This window comes from Cellulophaga sp. F20128 (assembly GCF_023015805.1).
Taxonomy (GTDB): Bacteria; Bacteroidota; Bacteroidia; order Flavobacteriales; family Flavobacteriaceae; genus Cellulophaga.
Genome location: NZ_JALKBA010000001.1, coordinates 385,540 through 411,261, shown reverse-complemented (window position 1 = coordinate 411,261; position 25,722 = coordinate 385,540). Strand labels below are relative to the sequence as shown.

Sequence of the window (25,722 nt, the reverse complement as noted above, 5' to 3'; positions counted from 1 at the left end):
GAATAGATTAATCTACAATATAAACCATATTGGAAGGATAGCTTTTTATATCTTCCGTTTTGATTATTTTTTCTGCAACCTTGCTTTTGTTCCAAATAAAATGAACCATTTCAGATTCAGCTTTCTCGACAAAGTTTAAAAAATACAATCTCCCAACAGCATTGTTTTGAAGATCCATTTGCTCATCTAACAAATTATTTTGGGTGACCCTTTCGTATAAATCGGTCACTTTTTGGGCCCAAAAAACACTTTTCTGCTTGTTTTTGGTTCGTTTTAACGACTGTTTGCAGATTAAGGCATTCCATAATGAATGCCTAAAAGCATTACCTTTATTACTTTTTCCATGGTTATTTCCATAGAAAGAAGTGCATAGTTCAAAAGTGCGTTTTGTAGCACTAAGTGTTGGGATAATTAGTAGTGGATGCTGAGCAAGCAACAAAGACAGTTTGTAAAACTGCTTTATATTTAAATTGCGTATTCGCGTCCAGATTTTCACTAATTAGCTTTGTATTCTTTCACTGCGTCTATAAACGCCTTGGCATTTTCTAGTGGTATATTAGGTAAAATACCATGCCCTAAGTTTACGATATATTTGTCTTTGCCAAACTCATTAATCATCTGGTGCACCATTTTTTTAATAGCTGCAGGAGGTGATAGTAACCTAGAGGGGTCAAAATTACCTTGTAAGGTGATATTTCCTCCGGTTAAATAGCGAGCATTCCGTGCAGAACATGTCCAGTCTATTCCCAAAGCAGCAGCCCCAGATTTAGACATATCGCCTAAGGCAAACCAGCAGCCCTTGCCAAAAGCAATCACTGGAGTTTCATCCTTTAAAGCATCTATTATTTGCTGTATGTATTGCCATGAAAACTCTTGATAATCTGTTGGGGATAACATTCCTCCCCATGAATCGAAAACCTGAACGGCGTTGACACCAGCTTTTACTTTTTCTTTTAAATACGCAATGGTTGTATCCGTAATTTTCTGTAACAATTGATGTGCTGCAACCGGATTTGTAAAACAAAATTCCTTGGCTTTGTCAAATGTTTTACTCCCTTGTCCTTGCACACAGTAACATAAAATGGTCCATGGCGATCCAGCAAAGCCAATTAATGGCACATCATCGTTTAATTTTTCCTTGGTCATTTTAATGGCATCCATTACATAGCCTAAGCTGCTCTGTATGTCTGGTACAACAACAGATTCTAAGTCTTTAGAAGTACGAATAGGGTTTGGTAAATAGGGCCCAAAATTAGGCTTCATTTCTACCTCAATATTCATGGCTTGGGGAATTACCAAAATGTCAGAAAACAAAATAGCGGCATCCATTCCAAACCTTCGTATGGGTTGTATGGTAATCTCAGAAGCTAATTCTGGTGTTTGACAACGTGTAAAGAAATCGTACTTTTTTCTGATTTCTATAAACTCAGGCAAATACCGACCTGCTTGGCGCATCATCCAAACTGGTGGTCTGTCTACTGTTTCTCCTTTTAGTGCTCTTAAAAATAAATCGTTTTTTATCATAACTGGGTTTTAGCCGTTGGCTTTTGGCCTTTAGCTATTTATAATGTTCATTTACTAAATCGATTACATTTTCTACTGTTGGTATTTTAGCAATTCTAACATCTGAAAAATGGTTCTTAGCTTCAACGGCAGTCGTGTCTCCAATACAAAAGGCAATGGCTTTTGATTCATTTTTTTGCAAAAAACTCTGCACTCCAGATGGACTAAAAAATAGAACGGCTTCTACGCTATCAGCTACTTTTAGTGTATCAAACTTGGTTTGATAGGCTTCTATCTCGTTTACCTTTATCTTGTTTTTTTCTAAAATTGCGGGCAAATCATCTAGCCTTAAATTACTGCAAAAATAAGTAACCTCAGTACCTTCAATATGGTCTACAAGGTAATGGGCTAATTCTTTTGCGCTTTTTTCAAAATGCGTAACAGGGCCGATATTATTTTTTATAAATCGTCTTGTTTTACGACCCACACAATAAATGTTTTTAAACTGTAATTCAACTGCAGCATAATTTGTTATTAAAGACTCTACAGCGTTTTTACTCGTAATGATTACATTTTCTATCTCATTTTTAAAATAACGAGCTGGTATTCTATTGGGGTTTACCTTGATGAAGTCATTGCTATCTACGACAATTTCTTTTGTAAAAAGTCCGCGTTGATCTTTGGTAAGCAATTTGGTAGAATAGACCTTGGTTTTTTGTTTTTCATTCCCTAAACTTTCCATCACGTATTTTCCGCCACGCTCTAAAACGTATTCGGCAGCCGTAATGGCCAAATCAGTATGTTCGCCTAGCTTAACAATTCGCTCAACTTCAATTTTTTTGGTACCATCGGGACTTAATAATATTCCTCTGAAGATAATTTGTTCACTTTTGATATAGGCTAATGCGCCAATGGGAGCAGAACAACCCCCTTCTAACTTATTTAGAAAAGTACGCTCTATCGTTGTACAAATTTCAGTTTCTTCGTGGTTAATTTGAGCACAAAGAGCCAAAATGTCTTCGTCAATTTCTCGTGCCGTGATCATAATTGCACCTTGGCCAGGAGCAGGAATCATCCAATCTAAATTTACGGCTTCTTCTGGCCTAAGATCTAGCCTTCCAATACCCGCTGCTGCAAAAATAGCACCGTTCCATACAGGGCTATCTTCTAGTTTTTTCAATCGAGAAATTACGTTACCTCTTATGTCTTCTACGGTATGTGTTGGGTAGCGGTTTAGCCATTGTGCTTTGCGGCGCAAGCTACTAGTTGCTACAACACCATCACGAGCTCCTAAAAACTCTTCATTGTTTTTGTATACTAAGGTATCTTTAACATTACCTCGTTCTAAAACAGCTGCTTGTACAATGCCTTCAGGTAATTCTGTAGGTACATCTTTTAACGAATGTACGGCGATATCAATATCCCCATTGAGCATTGCAATATCAAGTGTTTTAGTAAATATACCTGTAATACCAAGCTCGTAAAGTGGCTTGTCTAAAACAATATCTCCTGTTGATTTTACCGGAACAATTTTGGTCTTGTATCCTAATGCTTCTAGTTCTGTTTTTGCTCTATTTGCTTGCCACAATGCAAGTTCACTGTCTCTTGTGCCAATGCGAATTATTTTGCTCATTTTGTTTCCACTTCTAATTGAAAGACTTTTTGTATGAGATCCAAACTATTGTTAGCATCCGTGTTTTCATCCTTTAAGTGGTTTGCAAACTGCTTTGTAATCTTCTGAATTATACGGTCTGATATGATATCTGCTTGTTCAGGATCAAAGTTGGACGCCTTTTTGCTATGAAAATCCAACTCTTCTTCCTTCATTGTTTTTAATTTTTTCTTTAAGGCTTTAATAACAGGAGCAAATTTTCTGGTTTCTAACCATTTTATAAAATCTGCCTTAATCTCGTCATTGATAGCTTCCGCTTGCGGAATAAATTGTTTTCTTTTTTCTAAGGTTTCATCCGTCATTTGCGATAAATGGTCCAGATGAACTACAGAAACATTATCCAAATCTGCTACAGACTCCGCAACATTTTTTGGAATGGAAAGATCCAGAATTAAGAGCGGTTTTTTAGTGTGGATCAATTCTTTAGAAATGGTTGGTAAGGCTGCGCTAGTGGCAACGATTAACACATCTGTATTTCTAATTTCGGTTTGTAAATCGCCATAGTCTTTAACTACCAAATTGAATTTTCCAGCAATTTTTTCTGCTTTGTCTTTGGTTCTATTGATTAAGGTAATGTGAGAGTTTTGCGTATGCTTGATTAAATTTTCACAGGTATTTCTACCTATTTTCCCAGTTCCAAAAAGTAAGATGTTCTTTTCTGAAATATTAGGGACATTTTTGATGATATACTGTACTGATGCAAAAGCTACCGAAGTGGCACCACTAGATATTTCTGTTTCATTTTTTATACGTTTGCTAGCTTGAATAACCGCATTGCACAAACGTTCAATAAAGGGGTTGGCTAGGTTGTGTTTTTTAGATCGATTAAAACTTTGGCGCAACTGACTAATAATTTCAAAATCGCCTAGAATTTGACTATCTAAGCCAGTACCTACTTTAAACAAATGGCTAATAGCATCATTGTTTTTATACACATAGGCCACTTTTTGAAATTCCTCAACAGTTCCTTGAGCGTTATCGCACAATAGTTTTATAAGCTGAAATGGGTGTTTTGCAAAACCGTGTAGTTCTGTTCTGTTACAAGTTGAGGTCACCAACAAGCCATCTATGTCTTCTGCAACAGCCTCCACAAGTAGTTTCTGCATCGCATTTTCATTCAAACTAAATTTACCTCGTACTACGGCATTTGCCTTTTCATAATTAAGGCCTATGGTGTAAAAAGAGCTGTGTTTAGAAATATGATAATTCTTCATTCGGAATTTTTCAATCGGTTACAAAAATAAATTTCACATTGCAATAAAAGTAACGCTAGAGGAACAATAAATGTCGTTTCGCGTTTTTTGACCTTTACAAGGGTGTTAAATGGCTCTAAATAGCTATATTTGCTGGTATATATGTGATATTGTTTTTTCTATTTAGAACCTTTCTAAATAGAAAGTAACCCTAACTATTTTACCAATGGAAACAAAAAATACCGCTCAAGGTTCTTTTGAGGAAGTGCTTATAGAAGAAGGTTTTTATGTGCTTAAAATTCAAAACAATAGTATTGATAATCAGAAAGTTGAACGAGAAATAGACAGTTCTTTTATACAGTTTCACTACTGTTTAAAAGGGAATGGTAAGTTTATTTTTAATGAAGGTACTTATGCCTTAGAGGTTTCTGAAGAAAACTCTTTGTTATTGTACAACACTCAAAAAGATTTGCCTTTAAACCTGGAGATTAGCCCAAATTCTTGGATGGTATCTGTTGTGATGACCATACATAAATTTCATTCCTTGTTTTCTAAGGAGGCAGATTACATCCCTTTTTTAAGTTCCGACTTTAAGGATAAAAAGTACTACTCTCAAGAAAGTATGCCTCCAGCCACTGCAATTGTATTGAGTCAAATTATAAACTACAATTTACACTCCTCTATAAAAGCGTTGTATATAAAAGGCAAGGTGTATGAATTAATAGCCTTGTATTTTAATAAAAGCGAAGATGCCGATGTAGAGCAATGTCCTTTTTTGGTGGATGAAGATAATGTTAAACGAATCCGAAAAGCCAAAGAAATTATTATTGCCCGGATGACAGAACCGCCAAGTTTGGCAGAATTATCTGAAGAAATTGGGTTGTCTTTAAAAAAGTTAAAAGAAGGGTTTAGACAAATTTATGGCGACTCTGTGTACAGTTTTCTTTTTGAACATAAAATGGATTATGCACGTAAAATGCTTGAAAGCGGACAGCATAATGTCAATGAGGTCGGGCTAAAGGTTGGCTACAGTACGGCTAGCCACTTTATTGCTGCCTTTAAAAAGAAATACGGCACAACCCCTAAAAAGTATGTGATGTCGTTAACCAATGGCTAGCGCTACAACGGCCTTGCTACTATGATCCCAATATTGCTTTTGATGTTTTTAAGGTAGTCTGCAAGCGGCAATTTGGTGATTTCTACTTCCATAGATCCTGTGGAGGCATGTAGTAAGTGAATACGGCCGTCTTTTTCCCGGATGGCAATACCAGTATGGGTAACATCTAGCCCGTTAATTGAGGTGGCAAGCGCAATAATATCACCTGTTTGTAGTAAATGTTCATTGCCTACAAGATCTTCTTGTGCTAAAACGCAAAATTCATTTTCTTTAAGTTCGGCTTCGGTTTTTAAAATAGTGGTGTAGTTGTCATCATCGGTTAAAAAAGGATACAAATTCCGATGAGTCCCCATAAAATTGATATCTTTCTGAACCGTTCTTCCTCCAATGTTATGGGTAATGTTTTTAACCAATCCTTTGGACTCATTATTGGAAATCCACTCCGTGAAATAATGCAACCGAGATCCGTAGCCATTTAATTTACCATCCCTGTATCGTATTTTTTCTAAGGTATTGGTGAACGAATAAAAATCGGTGCTATCTGCCCTATCAATAAGTGCAAAAGCAAGTACATTTTCTATAAATGTAGTGCAATCTAAACCGTGAAGGTTTACCACCAAAGCTTCTTTTTCACCAACTTCTAGTGTTTTTGCAACATAGGGAATTCCCACAAATGTTTTCCCGATGGCTGTGAGCTTGTCGCCAAATTTTGCAGTCGTATTTAGCCTGTTAATTTCGGTGACCTTTTTAGAGAAGGCTGCTGCATCTTTAGGCGAACAACTAATGTTTTGTCCAACTGAAATAGTGAAACTTAGGAAGCTTAGAATAAGTACAATAATTCTTGTCATACCCAAATGTAATTAAATTTCACAACACGGTTCTTAAGATTTAGGTGGAATCAAAAAATTAATAACCATAATACCCAAATCTATTGTTGTACATTTCTGGCCGATAAACTGCAGCTCTCTTCCTGTCTTTTAAAAGAAATTCCTCAGTAACCATTGCTGTCATTTCGGCATCAGAATCGATATCTTCGATGGTACGACCCTTGTTTTCGTAAAATGGCTTAGCCCCTAATTTTTTTGTAGTATCATAAACTAAAAGATACATTTTTGAGGTGGGGTTGTATGATTTTTCTTCCGTGTATTTATAGAAATATCCCCTATAGTTTTTGCCTTTGTATTCTATATCTTTTTGGGCTACAAACTCAACACTATACTCATTGGTATTAAATGTATTTTTAATATGTATTGCAGACTCTGACAAGGATTTTTGGTTGCTGTATTCTTTTGGAAATAGGGCAAGTTTGTTTAGGGTGTTAAGTTTGTCAAAAAGTAATTTTCTACTCCTTGGGTTGGCCGCCAAAGAGTCTATAATACCGTTTGGTATTATTCCATTTGATTTCGCCAATAATGCGGCATAGGTGCTTTTTATCATTGGATCCTTGCTGAGTAAAAGCTTATTAAAAAACCATTGTACCTCGGTTTCTTTTCGGAAAGGAAATAACAAAACAACATAATCTTCTAATGTGTTTTTAACTGTATTTTTTGCATGGACATAGCTATTTGCCCTTGTGAATTTAGCATCTTGCCCCAAATGCCGTTTTAATTGAATTTTAGCATCATTTAGAATTTGATTTTTATACTTTTTATAGCTTTTAACTTTTAGCAAACCCTTAAATTTTAGGTTGGCCAACAGGGAAAAAATAGGTTCCTTGTATTCTGCTATGGCGCTGTAATCTAAAATTTTTGGGAAGAGCTGTTTCGCTAAGGGTAGACTATCCAGATAGGGTTTGAATATTTTATTAATTTCTGTTTTGTTAGATACTAGGGGAAGGTCCTTAGACATTAAATGGAGTAGTATACTCACCGATGCTTTATCTGCTTTACTGGAAACCGCTTGTAAGATTTTAGTTTGTGCTGCAGAATTATTGTAAGATTCTTCATAATAGGCATTAAAAAACGCTTCAACCTTTGGGTTTTTTATGCTGCCCATTTGCTGAATAAGATAGGCCTGTATATTTTTCTGATTGTCCTTAAAGTTAAAATTGGCGATATAGTGCTGCAAAGAATCTAAGTGTTTTTCTTGAAAATAGATAAACCGATGGCCATGAATGATGATGCTATCATTCTGTTTTAAAGCGGTAAAAAAATCTGTTGTTTTATCTTCTAAAAACCCGCGTCCAATAACGGTATCTGTAGGTTTAAAATTCTCATAAAATTCAGTTATAAATTTACTAGGACTCTGGAGAGTGTCTACCACTGCCTTTAGTTCGTATAACAAACCATCTTTCGCAATATTTTTTACAAGGATGCCTCTTGTGCTTGCAGTATCTGTTAACACCAGCTGTAGTTGTTCGTATCCTTCCGGAGAAACACTATTTTTAACATTTTGCAACTTGAAAGTATTTCGAGCATATAATTTCTTACGTAAGGACCACACAGAATCTATACTGGGAAGCATCAAATAATCATGAGCCTTGTTTAGGGTTACGCTGATGGTTTCTCCATTTTTATTTTTATAAATATTGGTTTTTGTGTAGGAATTGTATTCCTTGGGCTTTTGGCGGCCTTGTTGAAAACTGTAATTATTTATTGAAAATTTGGGTGGGTTTACGCTGGTCTTTGTAGTAAAATACAGAGCGGTATCTTTTACTGTTTTAAATTTTTCAGAATATACATTTTTGTGCATTTTAAAGGAATTGAAAAATGAATTTGCAGCAGATGTATCTTGGGTTACAGCACCTAGTAAGTAATATTCACCTCCTTTAAATGCAGTTTTTAAATGTATGGAATTTTGTGATTCATCGTTAATTATTGCCTTAGAAATTAGTGTATTATCTATGTATTGTTGATTTTTAGGTTTAAGTTTTAAGTGCTGATAAAATCGGTGTTGTATCTGCCTTAATTCAAAGGTGTCTTCTTCAATAAAGTGCAAATCGTTTTGAGTAACTTTACGCAGAAAAAAGTAATTCCCAGTTTTTGTGTCAACCGCTTGTAATAGCCTATCCCCAGCTCTATATTTATTTGGAAAGATATAATTGGATGGTACTTCTACCGAAAAATCTTGAAACCCAGAATGGACTGTAATTTTTTTCTGATGGTCTTCTCTAATTTGAATACTATTAAATATAGTATCTGAATACTGGGTAACGTAAGTTCCCTTGCCGCCCATTTTAAAAATGATGATCTCTAGTGGTGTAATATATATTTGATAGCGTTGTTGATCGCCATTTTTTAGCACATTTTTGATGTCTAAATAGGGTGCACCTTCTTTTACGGCTCTAATTTTTTCAAATATTTTCCCCGGAATGTTTTCAAACAATAGGTCATCTATTTTGTCTAAATCATAGGTCTTATCTTGTTTTAAATAGGAAAAGGTTGGTATGCGACTCACCATAACATAACTACCATTTGCTAGGTCTGGTGCTATGTAACCTGTGTTATTGTAGTCTGCAACAGCATATAATTTGTTCGGTAATAAAACTGAAAAGGCATTGTCATCTGGACTTTGTGTTGAATATGCATATGATTTATATGTATTTTCTATTTTTTCTTTCAGCCTTTCCGATTTAGTGGTAATTTTAGAAATAAGCGGTTTAACCGTATATCCTTTGGTACGCAATAGTTCTAAAACACCGTTCTTACCTGGTAAATGGGCAGCTCCTATCCCAGCGAATACCTTGTTCTCTTGGATTATTGAATCCAATTGAGCCACCATATTGTGATTTCTTAGGTATAACATATTTTTTAAATAATGACCGGTATAAATTCCGGAATCTAGCGAATCTATTAGGTTTATGTTGCGTTCCCTATAAGCGTCTTGAATTAAAAAATCCATTCCTTTATGCTGTAATTTTTCCTGCAACCAATCATCGGGCTTTTCTTTCATTGCATTTAAACTGGCTCTTCCTACTAGGGTGGTAGATTCTTCTAAATCCTCTAGTGCAACAATCTGTTTGTTAAATTTTTGTCCAGCTTGATAAATGAACATATCCAAATAAGTTTCTTCCTCAAAATCCTGAGAAGCAGCGCTAGTTCTATATAAAAGTCCGTTTAATACCCTGTCTTCAAATGCTAAATAAGAAGCTATTTCTTGTTCATTGGGGTTGTTTATAACAAAAGAGCCAGCATAAAAACCCTTAGGGATGTAATTTCCCCTACTACCATAGGCTGCTTTAGCGTCATCTTCTAACCAAGTAGCGGGGTCAGATTCTAATGCAATAATATCGCTTTTCAAGAGCGATTCATAAAAAACATCATCCAACCGAAATGCAATCTTTTTGCTAACATGCATAGTACCGTAGAGGTATGAGGATTGAGTTAAACCCTTCCCTGAAATCTCCCACAACAAACTATTTTTTTCTTGAGCAGTCAAAGAAAAGGAAAGAATCAGAAAAAGTGAACAATATAAAAGACGCATATACTTCTATTTGGTTAAAGGCGATACTTGAATTTCTATGTAAGTTGCATTAAAAAAAGTTGCCAATAAAAAAATTTAACCGAATTAACGTTAAATTAGGATGTGGCCGAGCTTTACAATTAAAATGCTGGCTTTTAAGAATGATTATAAATATATCTGAAACCTGTTTTAGTTGCCTAACAAGCCTTATTTTTGTACCATAAAATTATACAAAGTGAAGGGAGTTTTATTAGTTAACCTAGGATCGCCGGATAGTCCAACACCAAAAGATGTAAAGCCTTATTTGGATGAATTTTTAATGGATGAAAGGGTAATTGATGTTCCTAAATGGCTGCGTAACATTATAGTGCGAGGTATCATTTTACAAACCCGTCCAAAAAAATCGGCAGAAGCCTATCAAAAAATATGGTGGGAAGAAGGTTCTCCATTGGTTGTAATATCGGAACGTTTTGCGAATAAAGTAAAACAAAAAACAACAATGCCAGTGGCTTTAGGAATGCGTTATGGTAGCATGACCATAAAAAATGCCTTACAAGAATTAAAGAACCAAGGTGTGGATGAGGTGCTTTTAGTGCCGCTTTATCCGCAATACGCAATGTCTTCCTTTGAAACCGTTGTGGTAAAAACGATGGAGGAACAGGAAAAGCATTTTCCAGAACTAAAAATTACCACACTACAAGCATTTTATAAAAATGATGATTATATAAAGGTGCTTTCAGAAAGCATAGCAGAAGGTTTAAAAGACTTTGATTATGATCATATTTTATTTTCATATCACGGTATTCCAGAAAGACACATCCGGAAATCTGATCCCACCAAGTTTCACTGTAAAATAGATGGTAATTGTTGTAGTACAAATTCAGTAGCACACAATAGTTGTTACCGTCATCAGTGTTATGAAACTACCAAAAGGGTGAAAGCCATGTTAGGACTTTCCGATGATAAGGTTAGTCTCTCTTTTCAGTCTCGTTTACCAAATGACCCTTGGTTAAAACCCTATACAGATTTTGAGTTTGAACGCTTGGCTAAAGAAGGAAAAAAACGCTTGGCTGTGATTACCCCTGCTTTTGTAGCCGATTGTCTAGAAACATTAGAAGAAATTGCTATGGAAGGTAAACATCAGTTTACTTCTGCCGGTGGAGATGATTACAAGCATATTCCTTGCTTAAATGATAGTGATAAATGGGTGGCTGTAATGGCAAAATGGGTAAATACTTGGGAAAAAGAAGGCGTTTTGCCTTTATAATATCAAAAAATGACAGAGTATAATTTATACATAAAAGCCCTTCACCTAATTTTTGTAATTACGTGGTTTGCTGGCTTGTTTTATATTCCTAGGCTGTTTATCTATCATATAGAAGCTAACGATAAGCCTTCCCCAGACAAAGAAATCCTTTCAACACAGTTAAAATTAATGACGAAGCGGCTGTGGTATATTATTACATGGCCTTCTGCTATTTTAGCAACTTTGTTTGCTGTATGGTTGCTCGTTATCAATCCCTCTTTTTTGAAAATGCCTTGGATGCACCTAAAACTTGGCTTTGTAGTGCTCTTGATGCTGTATCATTTAAAAAATCATCAAATTTTTAAACAATTTCAAAGGGATGAAATAAAATACACTTCTAAATTTATGCGAATATGGAACGAGGCATCCACCCTTATTTTGTTTTCCATCGTATTTTTAGTCATCCTAAAAAACTCCCTCAATTGGATTTATGGGGTGCTTGGTATTTTTGTTCTAGCCCTACTTTTAATGTTCGGCATAAAACTGTACAAGAGCATTAGAAGCAAAAACCCTAATGCCTAACTGTATTTTTATGAACCCAATAGTGTTAGATAAGGAGTACATAAAAGAAGATTTTACTACCAATAGATTGGCTTTGGCAGATTATGAAAATTGTACGTTTACCGACTGCAAATTTTCAGATGCTTTTTTAAATGGAATCAACTTCTTGGAATGCAATTTTATAGAGTGCGATTTTGCAAATGCTAAAGTAAATGACACCTCATTTAAGGAAGCCAACTTTACAAAATGTAGAATGCTGGGTGTTCCGTTTATGACGTGTAATCCTTTTCTACTTTCCTTTGAGTTTACCAACTGTAACTTGCAGTTAGCCTCTTTTTATAAACTCAGTATTAAAAAAACAAATTTTATAGGTTGTAATTTAGAGCAGGTAGATTTTGCTGAGTGTAACCTAACGGAAAGTAATTTTGAAAATTCTAACCTGAATAATGCCATTTTTGATGGAACTAATATTGAGAAATCAGACTTTAGAACCGCCTATAATTATACCATAGACCCAGAAAATAATAGTCTTAGAAAGGCGAAATTCTCTACCGAAGGTGTTTCGGGTTTATTGGGTAAGTACAAGATCCAAATTACGTAATATTTTTTTGTAACTTGTTTTCCATTAACTTGTTTATAATGAGATTACTTATCTGCCTCTTTATTTGTGTAAGCTTTGCTTGCAGGGCGCAAAACACAAAAGCATTTACACAAAGTACTGAAGCGCCCAAGGCAACTTTGGCAAACGTCTCTTGGATTGCAGGTCATTGGAAAGGGGAAGCCTTTGGGGGTATAACAGAAGAAATATGGAGTCCGCCACTTGGGGGTTCTATGATGTTTGTTTTTAAAATTGTGGCTGGAGGAAAGGTTGTTTTTTATGAAATTGGACATATCCAAGAAGTACAAGAAACATTACTACTTCAATTAAAGCACTTTCATGGAGATCTTAAAGGTTGGGAAACTAAGGATGAAACAGTAGATTTTAAATTGGTTGCTATGGAAGGCAATCGTATTTATTTTGATAGGTTCACTATTGAAAAAATTAGTACTACTGAAATAAATATGTATGTGGTAATTGGGAATGATGATGGAACTTCTGAAGAAGTAAAATTCAATTATAAAAGACAGAACTAAATTTGGAAACAGCAGTTTGCTTAGAGTGTGGTAAAAAATTAATCGGTAGGGCCGATAAAAAGTTCTGTGCAGATTATTGCCGTAATGCCTACAATAATAAAATAAACAAAGACAGTAAAAATCTAATTCGAAATATTAACAATAGATTGCGTAAAAACTACCGGATATTGGATAGTTTTTCATTAAATGACGGCAAAACAAAAACCACACGGACACGGTTAATTGATAAGGGGTTCGATTTTGAATTTATAACCAATACCTATACTACCAAAAAAGGAACTACTTATTTCTTTGTGTATGATTTGGGGTATTTGCCCTTGGATAACGATTATTACATGATTGTTAAAAGAGAATAGGTATAAAAAAAAATGGTTTCCAAATACGTGAAAACCATTGTTGCAAAGAAGATCCTTTATGTGTTATTTGTAATTATGGCCACTTAATTTAAGCGCAGCAATCACAACATCTTTACGACTAATTTGGCCTACCAAAATATCATTTTTAAGAACTGGAAGTCTACGTCTGTTGTGTTTTACAAAAATATTAGCAGCATCAAAAATACTCATATCAGGAGAAATGGACTCTACATCTTTTGTCATGTATTTTTCTACACTCTTGTCTAATATAGGCTGATTAAAATATCGACTTTCTGAAATTTGCTTCATACAATCTGCTTCAGAAATAATACCGACTAAAAATCCATTGTCATCCAATACCGGCCCCCCAGAAATATTATGTGTGGTAAACAACTCCATTACTTCTAAAATTGACTGATTTGGTTTAAAGGTAATCAGTTTTTTAGTCATATAATCGGCTACTAAAATAGGGGCTTCAAACTCCTTTTTTAAGGCCTTCCGTACACCTTGAAAGCTTTTAATTCCCATATTGTTTCGTATTTTGGTTAATCTTAAATATAGTTATTATTAGCGAATAACCTAATTATTTCTTAAAAAAACATCAAATTTGTATAATTTTAGGGATATAAATCGGAAATATTTATTATGACAAAAACGGCTAGATATTTAACCTTATTTCTTCTATTGGGCATAATCTATTGGAGTTTTATAGCTATAATGCCTGGATACAGTAGGGATATAGATGTGGCGTCCAACTCTTTTTCAACAGATAGAGCCCTAAAACACATAGCTGCAATTTCTAAAGAGCCACATGCTGTAGGTTTTAAGGCGCATACAGATGTACAAAACTATATTGTGCATGAACTAGAGCATATGGGGCTAAAACCAACGTTACAAGAAGGTTATTCGGCTGGAGAATGGGCAAACCTATCGTATGCCACTAACATTTTAGCCAAAATAAAGGGAAAAAATAATCGTCAATCATTGGTTTTAATGTCTCATTATGATAGTAGTCCGCACTCTTCGCTTGGAGCAAGTGATGCTGGTAGTGGTGTTGCCACAATATTAGAGAGTATTCGAGCATTTATTTCTGAAGACAAAACCCCAGAGAATGATATTGTAATCTTGTTTACGGATGCAGAAGAATTAGGGTTAAATGGCGCAGATCTTTTTGTAAATAAGCATCCTTGGGCAAAAGATGTTGGCTTGGTTTTAAATTTTGAAGCGAGAGGTAGTGGCGGTCCTAGTTATATGTTAATTGAAACCAATCAAGGAAACAGACGGTTAATAGAAGAGTTTACAGCAGCAAATCCAGAATATCCGGTAGCAAATTCATTGGTGTATAGTATTTATAAAATGCTGCCAAACGATACGGATTTAACGATTTTTAGAGAGGACGGAAATATACAAGGTCTTAATTTTGCCTTTATTGATGATCATTTTGATTACCATACAGAACGTGATAATTATGAACGATTAGATAGAGAAACATTAGCCCACCAAGGCAGTTATTTAATGCCGCTTTTAGACCATTTCTCAAATACCGATTTATCTAATTTACGAAGTAAAGAAGATTATATATACTTTACCGTTCCGTTGTTTAAAACAGTCTTTTATCCCTATGCCTGGATCTGGCCAATGGTTGTCTTGGCTGTTTTACTCTTTTTACTATTGCTTTTTATTGGTTTTAAAAAGAAAGTTCTAAGCACTAGGGAAATCTTTAAGGGATTTCTACCCTGCTTATTCTCCTTATTGGTGTCAGGAATGGTTGGTTATTATGCCTGGCCTTTTTTAAACGGGCTTTATCCGCAATACAGAGACATCTTGCACGGCTTTCCATATAATGGTTATACTTATATATTGGCGTTTACAATGCTCTCTATGGCTATTTGTTTTTACATGTATCATAGGTTCAGGTCCATTAAAACTCCAAACCTCTTGGTAGCACCTCTGGTTGTTTGGCTTTTAATATCTGTAGTAGCTGCCGTTTATTTAAAAGGGGCTAGCTTTACGATTATTCCTGTTTTTGCATTGCTAATTTCTTTTATGATTGTATGTAACCAAGAAAAACCAAGCCTTTATTTGTTGGTCTTTCTTGTATTTCCGGCCTTAACTATGTTTGCTCCTTTTGTAAAAATGTTTCCCGTTGGCTTGGGTTTAAAAATGTTGGTTTCAGCTACCGTACTTACCACATTGTTGTTTGTGGTTTTACTTCCTATTTTCGGTTTTTATAAACACAAGGGGCGCTTGGCACTAATGGCTACAATTTTAGGTCTTGGGAGTCTAATCTATGCCCATTTTAATTCCTATTTTACAGAAGATAATGCAAAACCTAGCAGTTTAGTCTATCTTTTAGATGCCAATGAAAATTCAGCGCAATGGGCCACCTATGACAATTACCTAACCGATTGGACAAAGCAGTACCTTGGCAAAGATAAAACCATCCCAAATAAGCATAGAGATAAAACAATTGATAGTAAGTATAAAACTCCTTTCTCCTATGTTTCCAAGGCGCCCGTGAAAGACATACCGGCGCCAAAAATTGAAAAAATCTTAGATACTATTATTGAAAATAGACGTTATTTAACGATCTGTATTACACCGCAACGAGCTGTAAACAGGGTAGATGTCTTTAAAAATGAGATTAGCTTGGAAGCAGCAACGGTAAATGGAGTAAGGCTGAGTGATTATGCTTTACTTGATACTTCACGAAAATTAGTTACACATTACATAAATGACAATGATTATACGGAAATAAGCCTTGTCACTGCTGTAGGTCTACCCATAGAATTAAGTATATTTGAAGCTTCAAATGATTTACTAATAAATGAAAATTTCAATATTCCCAAGCGCCCTAAAAATGAGATTCCAATGCCTTTTGTATTGAATGACGCTATTTTATTGACTAAAACCATAAAATTTTGAATAATACCATAGCTGTTTTTGGATGCGGATGGCTTGGATTGCCACTTGCAAAATCTTTAGTAAAGGAAGGGTTTTCCGTTAACGGAAGCACAACTTCCAAAGAAAAAATGGGACTTTTAGAAGAAAATGAAATTTCGCCTTTCTTGATCGATTTAACTGCCATTAACTTTGTAAATGTTGTACAGAATCTGTTACAAAATGCAACTATTTTAATAGTAAATATACCGCCACGGATGAAAATTGGTGATCCTTCCAGTTACTTTAAAAAAATGGAAGTATTACATCATTGCACCAAACAATCTTCAGTGAGCAAGGTTATTTTTGTGAGTAGTACATCAGTCTATGGTAATTTTAACGGAGTGGTTACGGAACAAACGGTGCCCGAGCCTGTATCTGAAGGAGCCAAACAACTTTTAGATACCGAACAATTGTTTTTAAGCGATACAAGCTTACAGACTTCCATTATACGTTTTGGCGGCCTTATAGGTTCCGATAGACATCCTGTGAATCATTTGGCAAAAAAAGAGGAAGTAACTAATGGAAACCATCCGGTTAATCTAATTCACAGGTCAGATTGTATTGGGATTATTCATCTCATTATTGCGAAAGAGTATTGGGGAGAAATCTTTAATGCGGTTTACCCGCATCACCCCAGTAAGGCATTGTATTATACTGCGATTGCTAAAGAAAAAGGCCTAAAACCACCAAAATTTATAACGAACACAACTTCTAAAGGTAAAACAATTAGAGCTACTAATTTAGTGGAACATAAGGGCTACCAATTTGTAGCCCCCGTTTAAGGATAGGAAAAAGAAGGTATTCTATTCCATTATTTACTTTTACAGTTAATTCAATCAAAAACGTGGATAACCTAAAATTGGACCGTTTTTAAATTGGTATCTACTAATATTCCATCTTTTCCCTTTAAATTAAATTTTAAAGCACGTTTTGCTTTAAAAGTAATCCTAAATAAATCTGTATTTCCCTCAATGGTTGTTTTATTACCAATATTGATAAAGGTGGGGTAAAGCGATTTTGTGCCGTTTGTATGCCGTCTGTCATAGGTTAAATTCTCCATTGTTTTTGTTGCCAAGGGTATGGTTTCCATATATTCATAATCACCGTCATAGGGCAATCCAAGGCTAATAGCATTAACAGATTTCAAATTTATGCCTTTTACTGTGATGGATATCGTTTCTCCTTTTGCATAATTTTTTTTATCTGTACTGAGTACAATTTTACCAGCTACATGAGGTGCTTTTTGCTCAGATACGCCTCCTTCTAATTGAGTTCCTACTACTGAAATGTCATAGGCGTCAATAAGATTGTTTTTATTGATATCTCCTATGCCAACATATCCATCGTAATCAGAATCTCCTAAACGAAGTCCTGTGTAATTCATATAGGAGGTGAAATCATTCGCATCTATTATTTTATCATTGTTAATATCGCCAGGGATATAACTCTCGGTTCCTTTAACTTTAAAAATGTATAACTCACGTCCAGAGCCAAAATCTCCTTTTCCATCAGTTACCTCAAATTTAATGTATCTAGCGGTTGGTGTCTCTTGAAATACAAACTCCTTTACCTTTCCGTCATTATCCCAATCAAATGAGCCTGCTTTAGTCCATTTGTTATGATCATCACTAGAATAAACAGTTCCTTTTAACAAGACTCCATTGCCTCCGCCAGAACGTGGTAAATAGTGTATTTTATCTATGACATTATAAGATTTTAAATCAGCTATTAGCGTAAAAGGAACTGCTTTTGTTCCCCATTTTGTATGCCATGTATTATTTTCATCAAAATCAAATAATTTATTGACCCTACTTCCTGGTTGGTCAGCCGCTGTAAGCGATGCCTCAATTCCTTTAATTGCAAACTCTAAAGGATTCGATTTCGTTTTGGCGTGAAAACTGACCCAATTGGAGTGACCGTCTTTATTTACTGCTCGCAATTTAAAATCATAGTCAGTTTGTTCGGTAAGGCCATCAAAAACAAATGCATTTTCTTTTATCATTGTGTAAAGCATATTATTGAATTCAATTTCATAATAATCTGCATTATCTATTGCGTTCCAACTCGGTTTTAACGAATAGGCTTCTGTGTTGTCTTCTGTGACTTCAGCCTTTAAAAGGGCGGTTAGCGGACCTGTGGTGGTAAGCGTTTTGTTTTTAGGCTCAAAATTAAAACCGTCTATCTGTACCGTAATGGTAGAAGTCTGAGTGTTTGTACGCGCTAATTTTATAATTATTTGAGGATTTCTAGAAATCTGAGTAGTCGCAAATTGTGTTCCTGCCGTTGAAAACTTATTAAATTCTGGTGCTTTGTCATAAAAGAAAACATTTTCTTTAGTCTGTAATTCTTCAAGAGCGTTTACGGCTGTTAATTTTATCGTTTTTCCATTTAATTTTGCTTTTATTTTCTTTGGAATAGAAGTTGCGTTTATGCGAATTTCAGTAGACTTATCTGTTACTAAACCATCAAAACTACCCTGTGTTGGAAAGATACTTATTAGCAACTGGTTATTGCTTTCCAAGGAAGATTCTATGCGAGTCGTTGTTCCTTTTCCTATTTTATAGGCTTCTGTTTTTCCATCATCGTCATAGGCTAAAAATGATGATTTACCATAAGGGTATATTTCATAGATGCGTAAATGATTGGGAATCTCTGTTGTATTATTGTTTGGTCTAGTTAAGGGAATTATGCCCCCAGCTTTTACAAACAATGGCAATTTCCAAAGTGGTGCATCAAAACTATTAATTACGCGGTTTCCTTTATATTTTTCCCCGGTAAAATAGTCATACCAGATTCCTTCTGGCAAATAAATTCCGTTGCGAATATCATTTCCTAATGCATCAGATTTGGTGTCTTGATATATTGGAGCTACTAAAAATGAGGGGCCGTATAAGAATTGGTATTGAGTTGCAATACCGTAGGTAAACGAATTGGGGTAGTCCAAAAATAGTGCCCTAATCATTGGTTTACCATCTATTGCTTCTTTTGCAATACTATAGGCATACGGCATTAATTCAGATTTAAGCTTTAGGTAGTTTCTATTGATAGAAGTTGCTGGTTCACCCAATGCATGAGCATATTTTATATTAGAGCCCCATCCATCCATATTAAGTTGCATAGGTGTGAATGTCTTCCATTGGAAATCACGTACGTTAACTGGGATGTTTTTTCCTCCAAAGATACCATCCATATCTGAGGTAATATTGGGTTGTCCAGATAATCCAGATCCAATATAGGTTGGAATGTGAAATCTTATGTATTCCCATATTCCACCGGTTTGATCGCCAGACCAAATACTAGCGTACCGTTGTGTGCCGGCCCAACCATCTAATGAAATAATAAACGGACGAGCATCATTACCGTAATAAGAAATGGTATTGCTAACGTCTGCTACACCATTCAAGCCAAATGAATATCCAGGCCCCACCCAGGCTACGTCTGTTTTTAAAACACGCACGCCAGCATCTCTTACTTCTTTAATAATATCACGTTGTAATAAAGCACTAATAGAATCTTTTGGGTATAAGTCCGATTGTGTCCATAGACCAATCTCTACACCGTTTTTCCGTGCATATTCACCAAATGATTTTAAGTTTTCTATATTGCCATCTAAGGATTCGGTTTGTCCATATCCTGCGCCATAACCGTCATTAGGTAGGATCCAACCAAAAGGCATATCAGTACTTTTGTACCTGTCTATAACTGCACGTGCAGAGAATTGATAATTATTTTTCAACTCCCCATTTAACGATTCTTTGATGCCACTTTTGTCCTTTTGGCTTTCTTTATAATACTTACCATCTTCAAAAAGGATTCCAGTTTTATCTTCTTTCCAATAATCGCGGTTGTAAGCGTTTAGGTGTCCTTGGTAAAAACCAAACTTTGGCAGTAATATTGGATTTCCAGTTAGTTGATAGAAATCATTTAATAAGGAAACGGGAGTATCATTAAGCATCACGAAAACATCTAAATAATCAGTTTCATGGTATAGTTTTACTATGTCCTTTTCTTGTGATCCAAAATCGTATTTTCCTTTCTTAAATGTATGCCACAAAATGCCATAGCCTTTTGTAGACCAAAAAAATGGGGTTGGGGATGCAACACCACCATCTGTCCAGCTATTCTGGTTTTCTATAGAAATTACTTTTCCTTTATGTGAAAAACGTCCATTTTGTACACCTCCGCCATAAAAATATTCATCAGCATTGGTTTTAATTGAAAGGCTAACTTTGTTATCTTCAAAAGCCACCAATTTTGCGAATTCTAAAACAGTTTCTTTTGTTTTTTTATTAATAGCTTTTAGTAACCCGGAGAATTTATTAATAATTATGATAATTTCGTCAGACTCTATTTTAAATTCACTGTTTTCTTCAGTCAAGTTTAAAGATGAAATGTATTTTCTAGGCTGGTCTACCAATATTTGTGCTTCAGGAATAGCTTTGGGATTTCTTAGAATTCCACCATTGTTGTCTTGGAACATTCGGAAGGTATGGTTGCTATAAAAATCTAAAGTCAATCGTTGCTTATTTGCATATAATAACTCAATGGTATGGTTGTTAATTTTTATTGCGCTACTAATCTCCTGGTTATTTTGAAATTCAGTTTCAAAATTTTTCGGATTTTCTTTAGCTTGTAAAGTGCTATTTGCTAGTAAAAAAAAGGATAGGGTAAGAAGAATTGCCGTTGCGGATTTATGCATTATTTGATGGTGTATTAGGTAAAAATTTTATAAAAGAAAGCGAAGATAAAAAAGCGGCGTACACTTCACAAGCGAAAATTAGACATAAATGTAGATTTAATTCATTAAAGACAGAAAATAAGTAATATGTTGTAGTCTATATTATGTTAAAATTAACATACTATAGACTAAGCTAAAATGAATTTTCACAACAGGATGCGTATGTTTCACAACATATTTGGCGTAATATTGTTAAAACAAAACAAAATAACCTTGATATTCAGTAACTTAGAGTAATCGCTAAAACAAATATCATGGAAAATTCAAAATTGAAAAAGAGGATTGTTGGGGAGATGAATAAAGTAATTTCCGCTAGTTGTGTAGAACATAAAACAACTGAAAAATTTAAAGATTTGCATACGGCAATTCTTAAAAGGTATTACAATGCCATCGATGTAAAAATTGATTACCACCGGAAAAGAGTGGTAATGGATATAATTATGGATGATACCAACTATGATTCTAAGAAAATGAATACCTATTTACAAACGTTTAATGCAAACATCTTTTTTAGAAATTTACAAGACTTTTTAAAATCATGTATTGAAAAAGATGATAGGAGTACAGCCTATTACGCTCGTTTGCTAAAGTCGCTCAAGGGTAAAAATAATGAACAAAACAAACTAACAATAGTTTAGAAAACTAAAAAGACCGCTTCTTGTAAAGAAGCGGTCTTTTTTTTAGGCTTACGTTCTAATTCTTTTTAGAAAGCGTAATTTAAACCTAGCATCCAATAGGTCTGTAATTTATTATCTACGTCAGCAAATGATGTTGCTGTTGCTGGAGTTTGATTTAAAGAGTAATTTAAGGCTTCTTGCTTATTACTTCTTAAGCCAAAGTCAAAACCAACACCAATCATTTTCCAAAGTGTATATCCAAAAGAATTTGTCCAAGTTAGGTTAGATAAGTCTCCGCTCTTGTAACTTTGAAACATAGAAAGATTAGTTTTAAAGTTGATTGCACCGATTTTTCTTGTGTAGTCTGCAACTATTTTAGCACCCAAAGATGATTCAAAAACAGCATCATTATCACTAAACACAAAATTGTAGTTTAAAGGATGTATTACTACCACTAAATCTTCAATTGGAGTCCAAGTAGCACCAAGACCTAAATCCAAATAACCTGGGTTGTTAAAGTTGTTTAATAATGTAGTTCTGTATTCTCCCAGGGTAGAAATCGCGAATTTTTCAGTGATTTTACGTCCGTATAGTGATGTAATTGTAAATACATCAGTAGTGCTTTCAAAGTTATCGTTATCTGTTGCATCATCTTTATCGTCTAATTTTACCCATGCTAGGTTTGCATTAGCAGAATTTCTCCAAAAGAATTTATCTTGCTTAAGGTTTGCAAAAGCATTAACCGTAAAACCTATGTTCCCTGAACTGTTGTTTGGTGTTCCTTGGGCATACCAATTGCTGAAATTAGAAATGCTGCCCCCAATAGTTCCAAAAGCTCCTTTTTTCCAACCTGGTATCGCATCAATTTTTCCTTGGATAGCGTTTATTCTGTTCTGTATAGCAGCAATAGAATCTTTTTTAGTAGCTTTTTCTGCCTTTAGGGCATCAACTGTTTGTGCAAATGAAACAGTGGTAAGACATACCAATGATAATGTTAAGATAATCTTTTTCATTTTTTTATAGTATTTAATGGTTTTATCCAACAAAAGTAAGAATTATCGTTCAGAAAAAAAATCGATTTTCACCTTCTCTTATATAGGGGCACAGAAGAGCAAGCTTCGCCATACATTATACTTTTAACCACTGGTTGCAGTTTTGCGGTCAGCCATAAATAGGCATTTGGAGGCACTGGTTTATTGCTGCAACCTTTAATAATTACCATTTTGTCTTTATAGGCAGAGACATCCAAAGCTGCTATGATTGTTTGATAAAGGATTGTAGTTAAGTGTTCTAAATTTCCTTGAACAATTTGTTTTGCAAAGGGTTGTAGTTGTGATGCTATTAACATATAAGCCCATCCTGGAACAATGGCGTCTGTTGAACAAAATATGGCAACATTGGTGTTCGTATATTGTTCCCAATCGTGGGCATCGATATAGGCCCTAAATTCTTTTTCTTTGAGAATATAGCCTTCAAAAAGCCAGTTGGAAATGTCTAACACCACACTTTTTTCTCTTGGATAGAAATCCTCCAGATTAAAGGTTACCAAAGAGCTATTGGCTACTCTGTTTATTATTTCTTCTGATTCCTTAACCATAGGTCATATCTTATTTACTAGAACGAAATATTAAAGTAAGCCAAGTTCTAACTTCGCTTCTTCACTCATTAATTCTTGCGTCCATGGTGGGTCAAAAGTAATTTCCACCTCTGCGCCTTTAACTTCGTCTAAAGATTTTACTTTTTCTTCTATTTCTACAGGTAATGATTCTGCTACAGGACAATTTGGAGAGGTCAGTGTCATTAATATTTTTACCTCCATATCTTCATTGACGAATACATCGTAAATTAATCCTAATTCATATATGTCTACTGGAATTTCAGGATCGTAGATGCTTTTTAGCACCGTTACTATTTTTTCACCTAATTCGTGCGTGTCTATTGTTTCACTCATAACTTTTTGTGTTAACCTCTGTTTACAATCTTATTTTAATTGTGTTTGGTATGCTATTGCATACAATTTCAATTGCTTCACCATACTTACCAAACCATTTGCTCGTGTTGGAGACAAATGTTCTTTTAATCCAATTTCATCTATAAAATTGGTATCTGCGGCTATGATATCTTTCGGGTGTTGGTCACTAAAAACCCTAATTAATATGGCAATGATTCCTTTGGTTATTATAGCATCACTATCTGCAGTAAAGGATAATTTATCTCCAGTTAATTCTGCATGCACCCAAACTTTACTTTGGCAACCTTTTATAATATTGTCGTCCGTTTTATATTGTGCATCTATTAAAGGTAATGATTTGCCTAAATCTATCATATACTCATAACGCTGCATCCAATCATCAAACATTGAAAATTCGTCTACTATTTCTGCCTGTATGTCTTTAATTGTCATCATAAACTCTTTGTACAAAAGTACAACTGCAATTCTATTTAATCTAAAGATTATGAAAAAGATAACTTTATTGAGAAATAGTATCCAAAAACTTTTACTAACCTAATGCACAGTTGCTACTTTATATATTTTTCCATCGGCCTTAGTAAAAACGTATAATTCTCCATCGCCGTCAATTCCCAACCTAAAATCTACCCGGTTAGTTTTGGATATTTCCTTGAGGCTAGTTGTTTTACCCATATAGCAAACGTCAAATTCCTCAATTTTAGATTGCTTTCCTAACTCTAATTCTGATACAGTTGCTGCATATATTTTTCCATGCACTATACCTCCAAAAATATACTTTCCCTTTAAGGCTGGGATATTTTTTCCTTGATAGACATATCCCCCACAAACGGCATTGGAATCGTCGTGATCAAATTGAAGGACAGGGTCTGCATACTTTTGTAAAAATGTTGTATCTACGTTATAAATGTCTTCCATACTTTCTAAGGGGATTAAGGTAAACGTACCTTCACGCATTGGCCAACCGTAATTTTTCCCTGGTTCAATTAAATTAATTTCTTCTATTTGCCGATGCCCTATGTCAGACGCTAACAGTTTACCACTTTGGTTGTCCCAACTTATTCTATTTGGATTTCTAAAGCCGTAGGCCCATATTTCACTTAAAGTGTTGGGTGTGTTAGCAAAAGGGTTGTCTGCTGGAATTCCGTAGTTGCCATTTTCACTATTGTTGCCCAAGGGGTCAATTCGCAATATAGTTCCCCAAATTTTTTTGTTGGATTGTGTTAAGTGTAAAAATTTATTTTCGGCAGATCCACCATCTCCAATACAAATATAGAGGTTACCATAATCAGAATTAGTCGCCGCAACTGATGTATTAAAACTAATTTCTTGTATGCCGTGTACTTGGGTTGGAATATCAACAGAAAGTATTTTTCGGTGACTACCTTTAAAACTAGGGTTTGATGGTTTTTTGTTTTTCCATTCTGTTAGAATCCATCGCATTTTTTTTGGGATACTATCATGGTAACTAAAATCGGCCTTTGCAGCCTGTTTAGGATCTTCTGTATGTGTGGTGTAAAATAAGCCGTTGTTTGCATAGTCAGGATGAAAAGCAAAACTACCTAAGCCGCTAGCTAATCCTGGCTTGGTAATAAAATGGGGAAAGTAATCTTGTAAGTTTAGTGTTTTCTCTAAGGTGTTACTTTTTATTTCGTATAATATTCCATTGAGATCACTTAAAAAAATGCGCTTGTTCTCACTTGATATAGGCGTTAATTTATTAATTCTAGCCAAAGGTTTACTTGAAGCTGTAGCTGGTGCTTGTAGATAAAAGTCCAAGGCTATACAATTGCCGTTTTTTTCAATTCTTTCTGCAATAGGGTCCTCGAGAGGAATTTTGTTGCCCTTGATTTTTGTGGTTATAACTCTTTGATCTTTAGTGTGTAAAAACGCAAGTAGGCCTTCTATTTCTGTTTTTGAAAGTTGTGGAAAAGAAGGCATAATCAATTTGTATTTTGCAAGCAATTCTGTGGATCTCTTATCCTTAGCTTCAATTAGTTTTTGGGGATTTTGAATAAAAGCATAGAGCCAATTGTATTGGACTTCGTTTGTAATCCCGGATAAATTGGGACCAATGCTATTGTTCTCAAAATTATGGCAAGAGGCACAGTATTGGTTAAAAGTAGCTGCTCCTTTGTGTATGGTTGTAGTATCCTTTTTGTAGGGTACTTCAGTTTCTTTACAACCAAAGAACAGTACAAGAATTACTAAGTAAAGTATACATTTGCCCATATGTTTGCGGAAATTAATTTAAATTAAAATTAGTGCAAAG

22 protein-coding genes are annotated in these 25,722 nt (G+C 34.9%); 9 read left to right on the top strand and 13 right to left on the bottom strand.

Translation table 11 applies throughout. The annotated features are described in order from the left end of the window. Positions 1–7 precede the first annotated feature (7 nt). Genes MWU65_RS01750 through hemA form a run of 4 tightly spaced genes read right to left on the bottom strand, consistent with a single transcriptional unit; the run spans position 8 to position 4,389 of the window. On the bottom strand, positions 8–496 hold the full coding sequence (locus MWU65_RS01750; protein WP_247075236.1) for a hypothetical protein: 489 nt from the start codon (positions 494–496) through the stop codon (positions 8–10). Next, complete coding sequence (gene hemE / locus MWU65_RS01745) at positions 496–1,524, bottom strand: uroporphyrinogen decarboxylase (protein ID WP_247075235.1); 1,029 nt, start codon at positions 1,522–1,524, stop codon at positions 496–498. Before hemE ends, MWU65_RS01750 begins: the two co-directional genes overlap by 1 nt. 34 nt (positions 1,525–1,558) lie before the next feature. After that, the gene (hemC, locus tag MWU65_RS01740) at positions 1,559–3,136 is read right to left on the bottom strand and encodes a hydroxymethylbilane synthase (RefSeq protein WP_247075233.1); all 1,578 of its coding nucleotides are present in this window, start codon (positions 3,134–3,136) and stop codon (positions 1,559–1,561) included. Then, complete coding sequence (hemA, locus tag MWU65_RS01735; protein ID WP_247075230.1) at positions 3,133–4,389, bottom strand: glutamyl-tRNA reductase; 1,257 nt, start codon at positions 4,387–4,389, stop codon at positions 3,133–3,135. Before hemA ends, hemC begins: the two co-directional genes overlap by 4 nt. 205 nt (positions 4,390–4,594) lie before the next feature. On the opposite strand from hemA, the gene MWU65_RS01730 reads away from it, so the two are divergent. Beyond that, positions 4,595–5,485: an AraC family transcriptional regulator gene (locus MWU65_RS01730; RefSeq protein WP_247075228.1), complete on the top strand. Its 891-nt coding sequence runs from the start codon at positions 4,595–4,597 to the stop codon at positions 5,483–5,485. Between the two features lie 2 nt (positions 5,486–5,487). Here MWU65_RS01730 and MWU65_RS01725 read toward each other — a convergent pair whose 3' ends face one another. Further along, positions 5,488–6,333, bottom strand: a complete 846-nt coding sequence (locus MWU65_RS01725; protein WP_247075227.1) for an N-acetylmuramoyl-L-alanine amidase-like domain-containing protein — start codon at positions 6,331–6,333, stop codon at positions 5,488–5,490. Between the two features lie 58 nt (positions 6,334–6,391). Then, entirely contained in the window at positions 6,392–9,907 is a 3,516-nt protein-coding gene (locus MWU65_RS01720) for a TraB/GumN family protein (RefSeq protein ID WP_247075226.1), read from the bottom strand. A gap of 214 nt (positions 9,908–10,121) precedes the next feature. Between MWU65_RS01720 and hemH the strand changes: the two genes are divergently transcribed. The 5 genes from hemH to MWU65_RS01695 are packed head-to-tail and all read left to right on the top strand — an operon-like array spanning position 10,122 to position 13,183. Continuing rightward, on the top strand, positions 10,122–11,153 hold the full coding sequence (gene hemH / locus MWU65_RS01715) for a ferrochelatase (protein ID WP_247075225.1): 1,032 nt from the start codon (positions 10,122–10,124) through the stop codon (positions 11,151–11,153). Positions 11,154–11,162: 9 nt separating this feature from the next. Next, a complete protein-coding gene (locus MWU65_RS01710; RefSeq protein WP_247075224.1) occupies positions 11,163–11,714 on the top strand; it encodes a CopD family protein in 552 nt (183 codons plus the stop codon). A 10-nt stretch (positions 11,715–11,724) separates the two neighbouring features. After that, positions 11,725–12,294: a pentapeptide repeat-containing protein gene (locus MWU65_RS01705; protein ID WP_247075222.1), complete on the top strand. Its 570-nt coding sequence runs from the start codon at positions 11,725–11,727 to the stop codon at positions 12,292–12,294. Between the two features lie 38 nt (positions 12,295–12,332). Continuing rightward, positions 12,333–12,827 carry a DUF6265 family protein gene (locus tag MWU65_RS01700; RefSeq protein ID WP_247075220.1) on the top strand — a complete coding sequence of 165 codons (495 nt, stop codon included), beginning with the start codon at positions 12,333–12,335 and terminating at the stop codon, positions 12,825–12,827. Between the two features lie 2 nt (positions 12,828–12,829). Further along, the gene (locus MWU65_RS01695) at positions 12,830–13,183 is read left to right on the top strand and encodes a hypothetical protein (protein ID WP_247075218.1); all 354 of its coding nucleotides are present in this window, start codon (positions 12,830–12,832) and stop codon (positions 13,181–13,183) included. Positions 13,184–13,246: 63 nt separating this feature from the next. Here MWU65_RS01695 and MWU65_RS01690 read toward each other — a convergent pair whose 3' ends face one another. Beyond that, the gene (locus tag MWU65_RS01690; RefSeq protein WP_247075216.1) at positions 13,247–13,711 is read right to left on the bottom strand and encodes a CBS domain-containing protein; all 465 of its coding nucleotides are present in this window, start codon (positions 13,709–13,711) and stop codon (positions 13,247–13,249) included. A gap of 117 nt (positions 13,712–13,828) precedes the next feature. Here MWU65_RS01690 and MWU65_RS01685 point away from each other — a divergent pair, with 117 nt between their 5' ends. After that, a complete protein-coding gene (locus tag MWU65_RS01685; protein WP_247075214.1) occupies positions 13,829–16,108 on the top strand; it encodes a M28 family peptidase in 2,280 nt (759 codons plus the stop codon). After that, positions 16,105–16,908, top strand: coding sequence for an SDR family oxidoreductase (locus MWU65_RS01680; RefSeq protein WP_247075211.1), 804 nt, complete (start codon positions 16,105–16,107; stop codon positions 16,906–16,908). The genes MWU65_RS01685 and MWU65_RS01680 overlap by 4 nt, the downstream gene beginning before the upstream one ends. Before the next feature lie 71 nt (positions 16,909–16,979). On the opposite strand, the gene MWU65_RS01675 is transcribed toward MWU65_RS01680, so the two are convergent. Further along, positions 16,980–20,825 (bottom strand): TIM-barrel domain-containing protein, encoded by a 3,846-nt coding sequence (locus MWU65_RS01675; protein ID WP_247075209.1) that lies wholly within the window; start codon positions 20,823–20,825, stop codon positions 16,980–16,982. Between the two features lie 293 nt (positions 20,826–21,118). Between MWU65_RS01675 and MWU65_RS01670 the strand changes: the two genes are divergently transcribed. Next, positions 21,119–21,502: a hypothetical protein gene (locus tag MWU65_RS01670; protein ID WP_247075207.1), complete on the top strand. Its 384-nt coding sequence runs from the start codon at positions 21,119–21,121 to the stop codon at positions 21,500–21,502. A 65-nt stretch (positions 21,503–21,567) separates the two neighbouring features. Here the strand turns inward: MWU65_RS01670 and MWU65_RS01665 are convergent, their stop codons facing one another. The 5 genes from MWU65_RS01665 to MWU65_RS01645 form a co-directional block, all read right to left on the bottom strand. Continuing rightward, positions 21,568–22,494, bottom strand: a complete 927-nt coding sequence (locus tag MWU65_RS01665; RefSeq protein WP_247075205.1) for a DUF3078 domain-containing protein — start codon at positions 22,492–22,494, stop codon at positions 21,568–21,570. A 68-nt stretch (positions 22,495–22,562) separates the two neighbouring features. Beyond that, on the bottom strand, positions 22,563–23,078 hold the full coding sequence (locus MWU65_RS01660; RefSeq protein WP_247075203.1) for a DUF2480 family protein: 516 nt from the start codon (positions 23,076–23,078) through the stop codon (positions 22,563–22,565). Positions 23,079–23,108: 30 nt separating this feature from the next. After that, complete coding sequence (locus MWU65_RS01655) at positions 23,109–23,432, bottom strand: iron-sulfur cluster assembly protein (protein WP_247075201.1); 324 nt, start codon at positions 23,430–23,432, stop codon at positions 23,109–23,111. A 30-nt stretch (positions 23,433–23,462) separates the two neighbouring features. Next, positions 23,463–23,885 (bottom strand): SufE family protein, encoded by a 423-nt coding sequence (locus tag MWU65_RS01650; protein ID WP_247075390.1) that lies wholly within the window; start codon positions 23,883–23,885, stop codon positions 23,463–23,465. A gap of 102 nt (positions 23,886–23,987) precedes the next feature. Further along, positions 23,988–25,682 carry a PQQ-dependent sugar dehydrogenase gene (locus MWU65_RS01645; protein ID WP_247075199.1) on the bottom strand — a complete coding sequence of 565 codons (1,695 nt, stop codon included), beginning with the start codon at positions 25,680–25,682 and terminating at the stop codon, positions 23,988–23,990. Positions 25,683–25,722 lie beyond the last annotated feature (40 nt).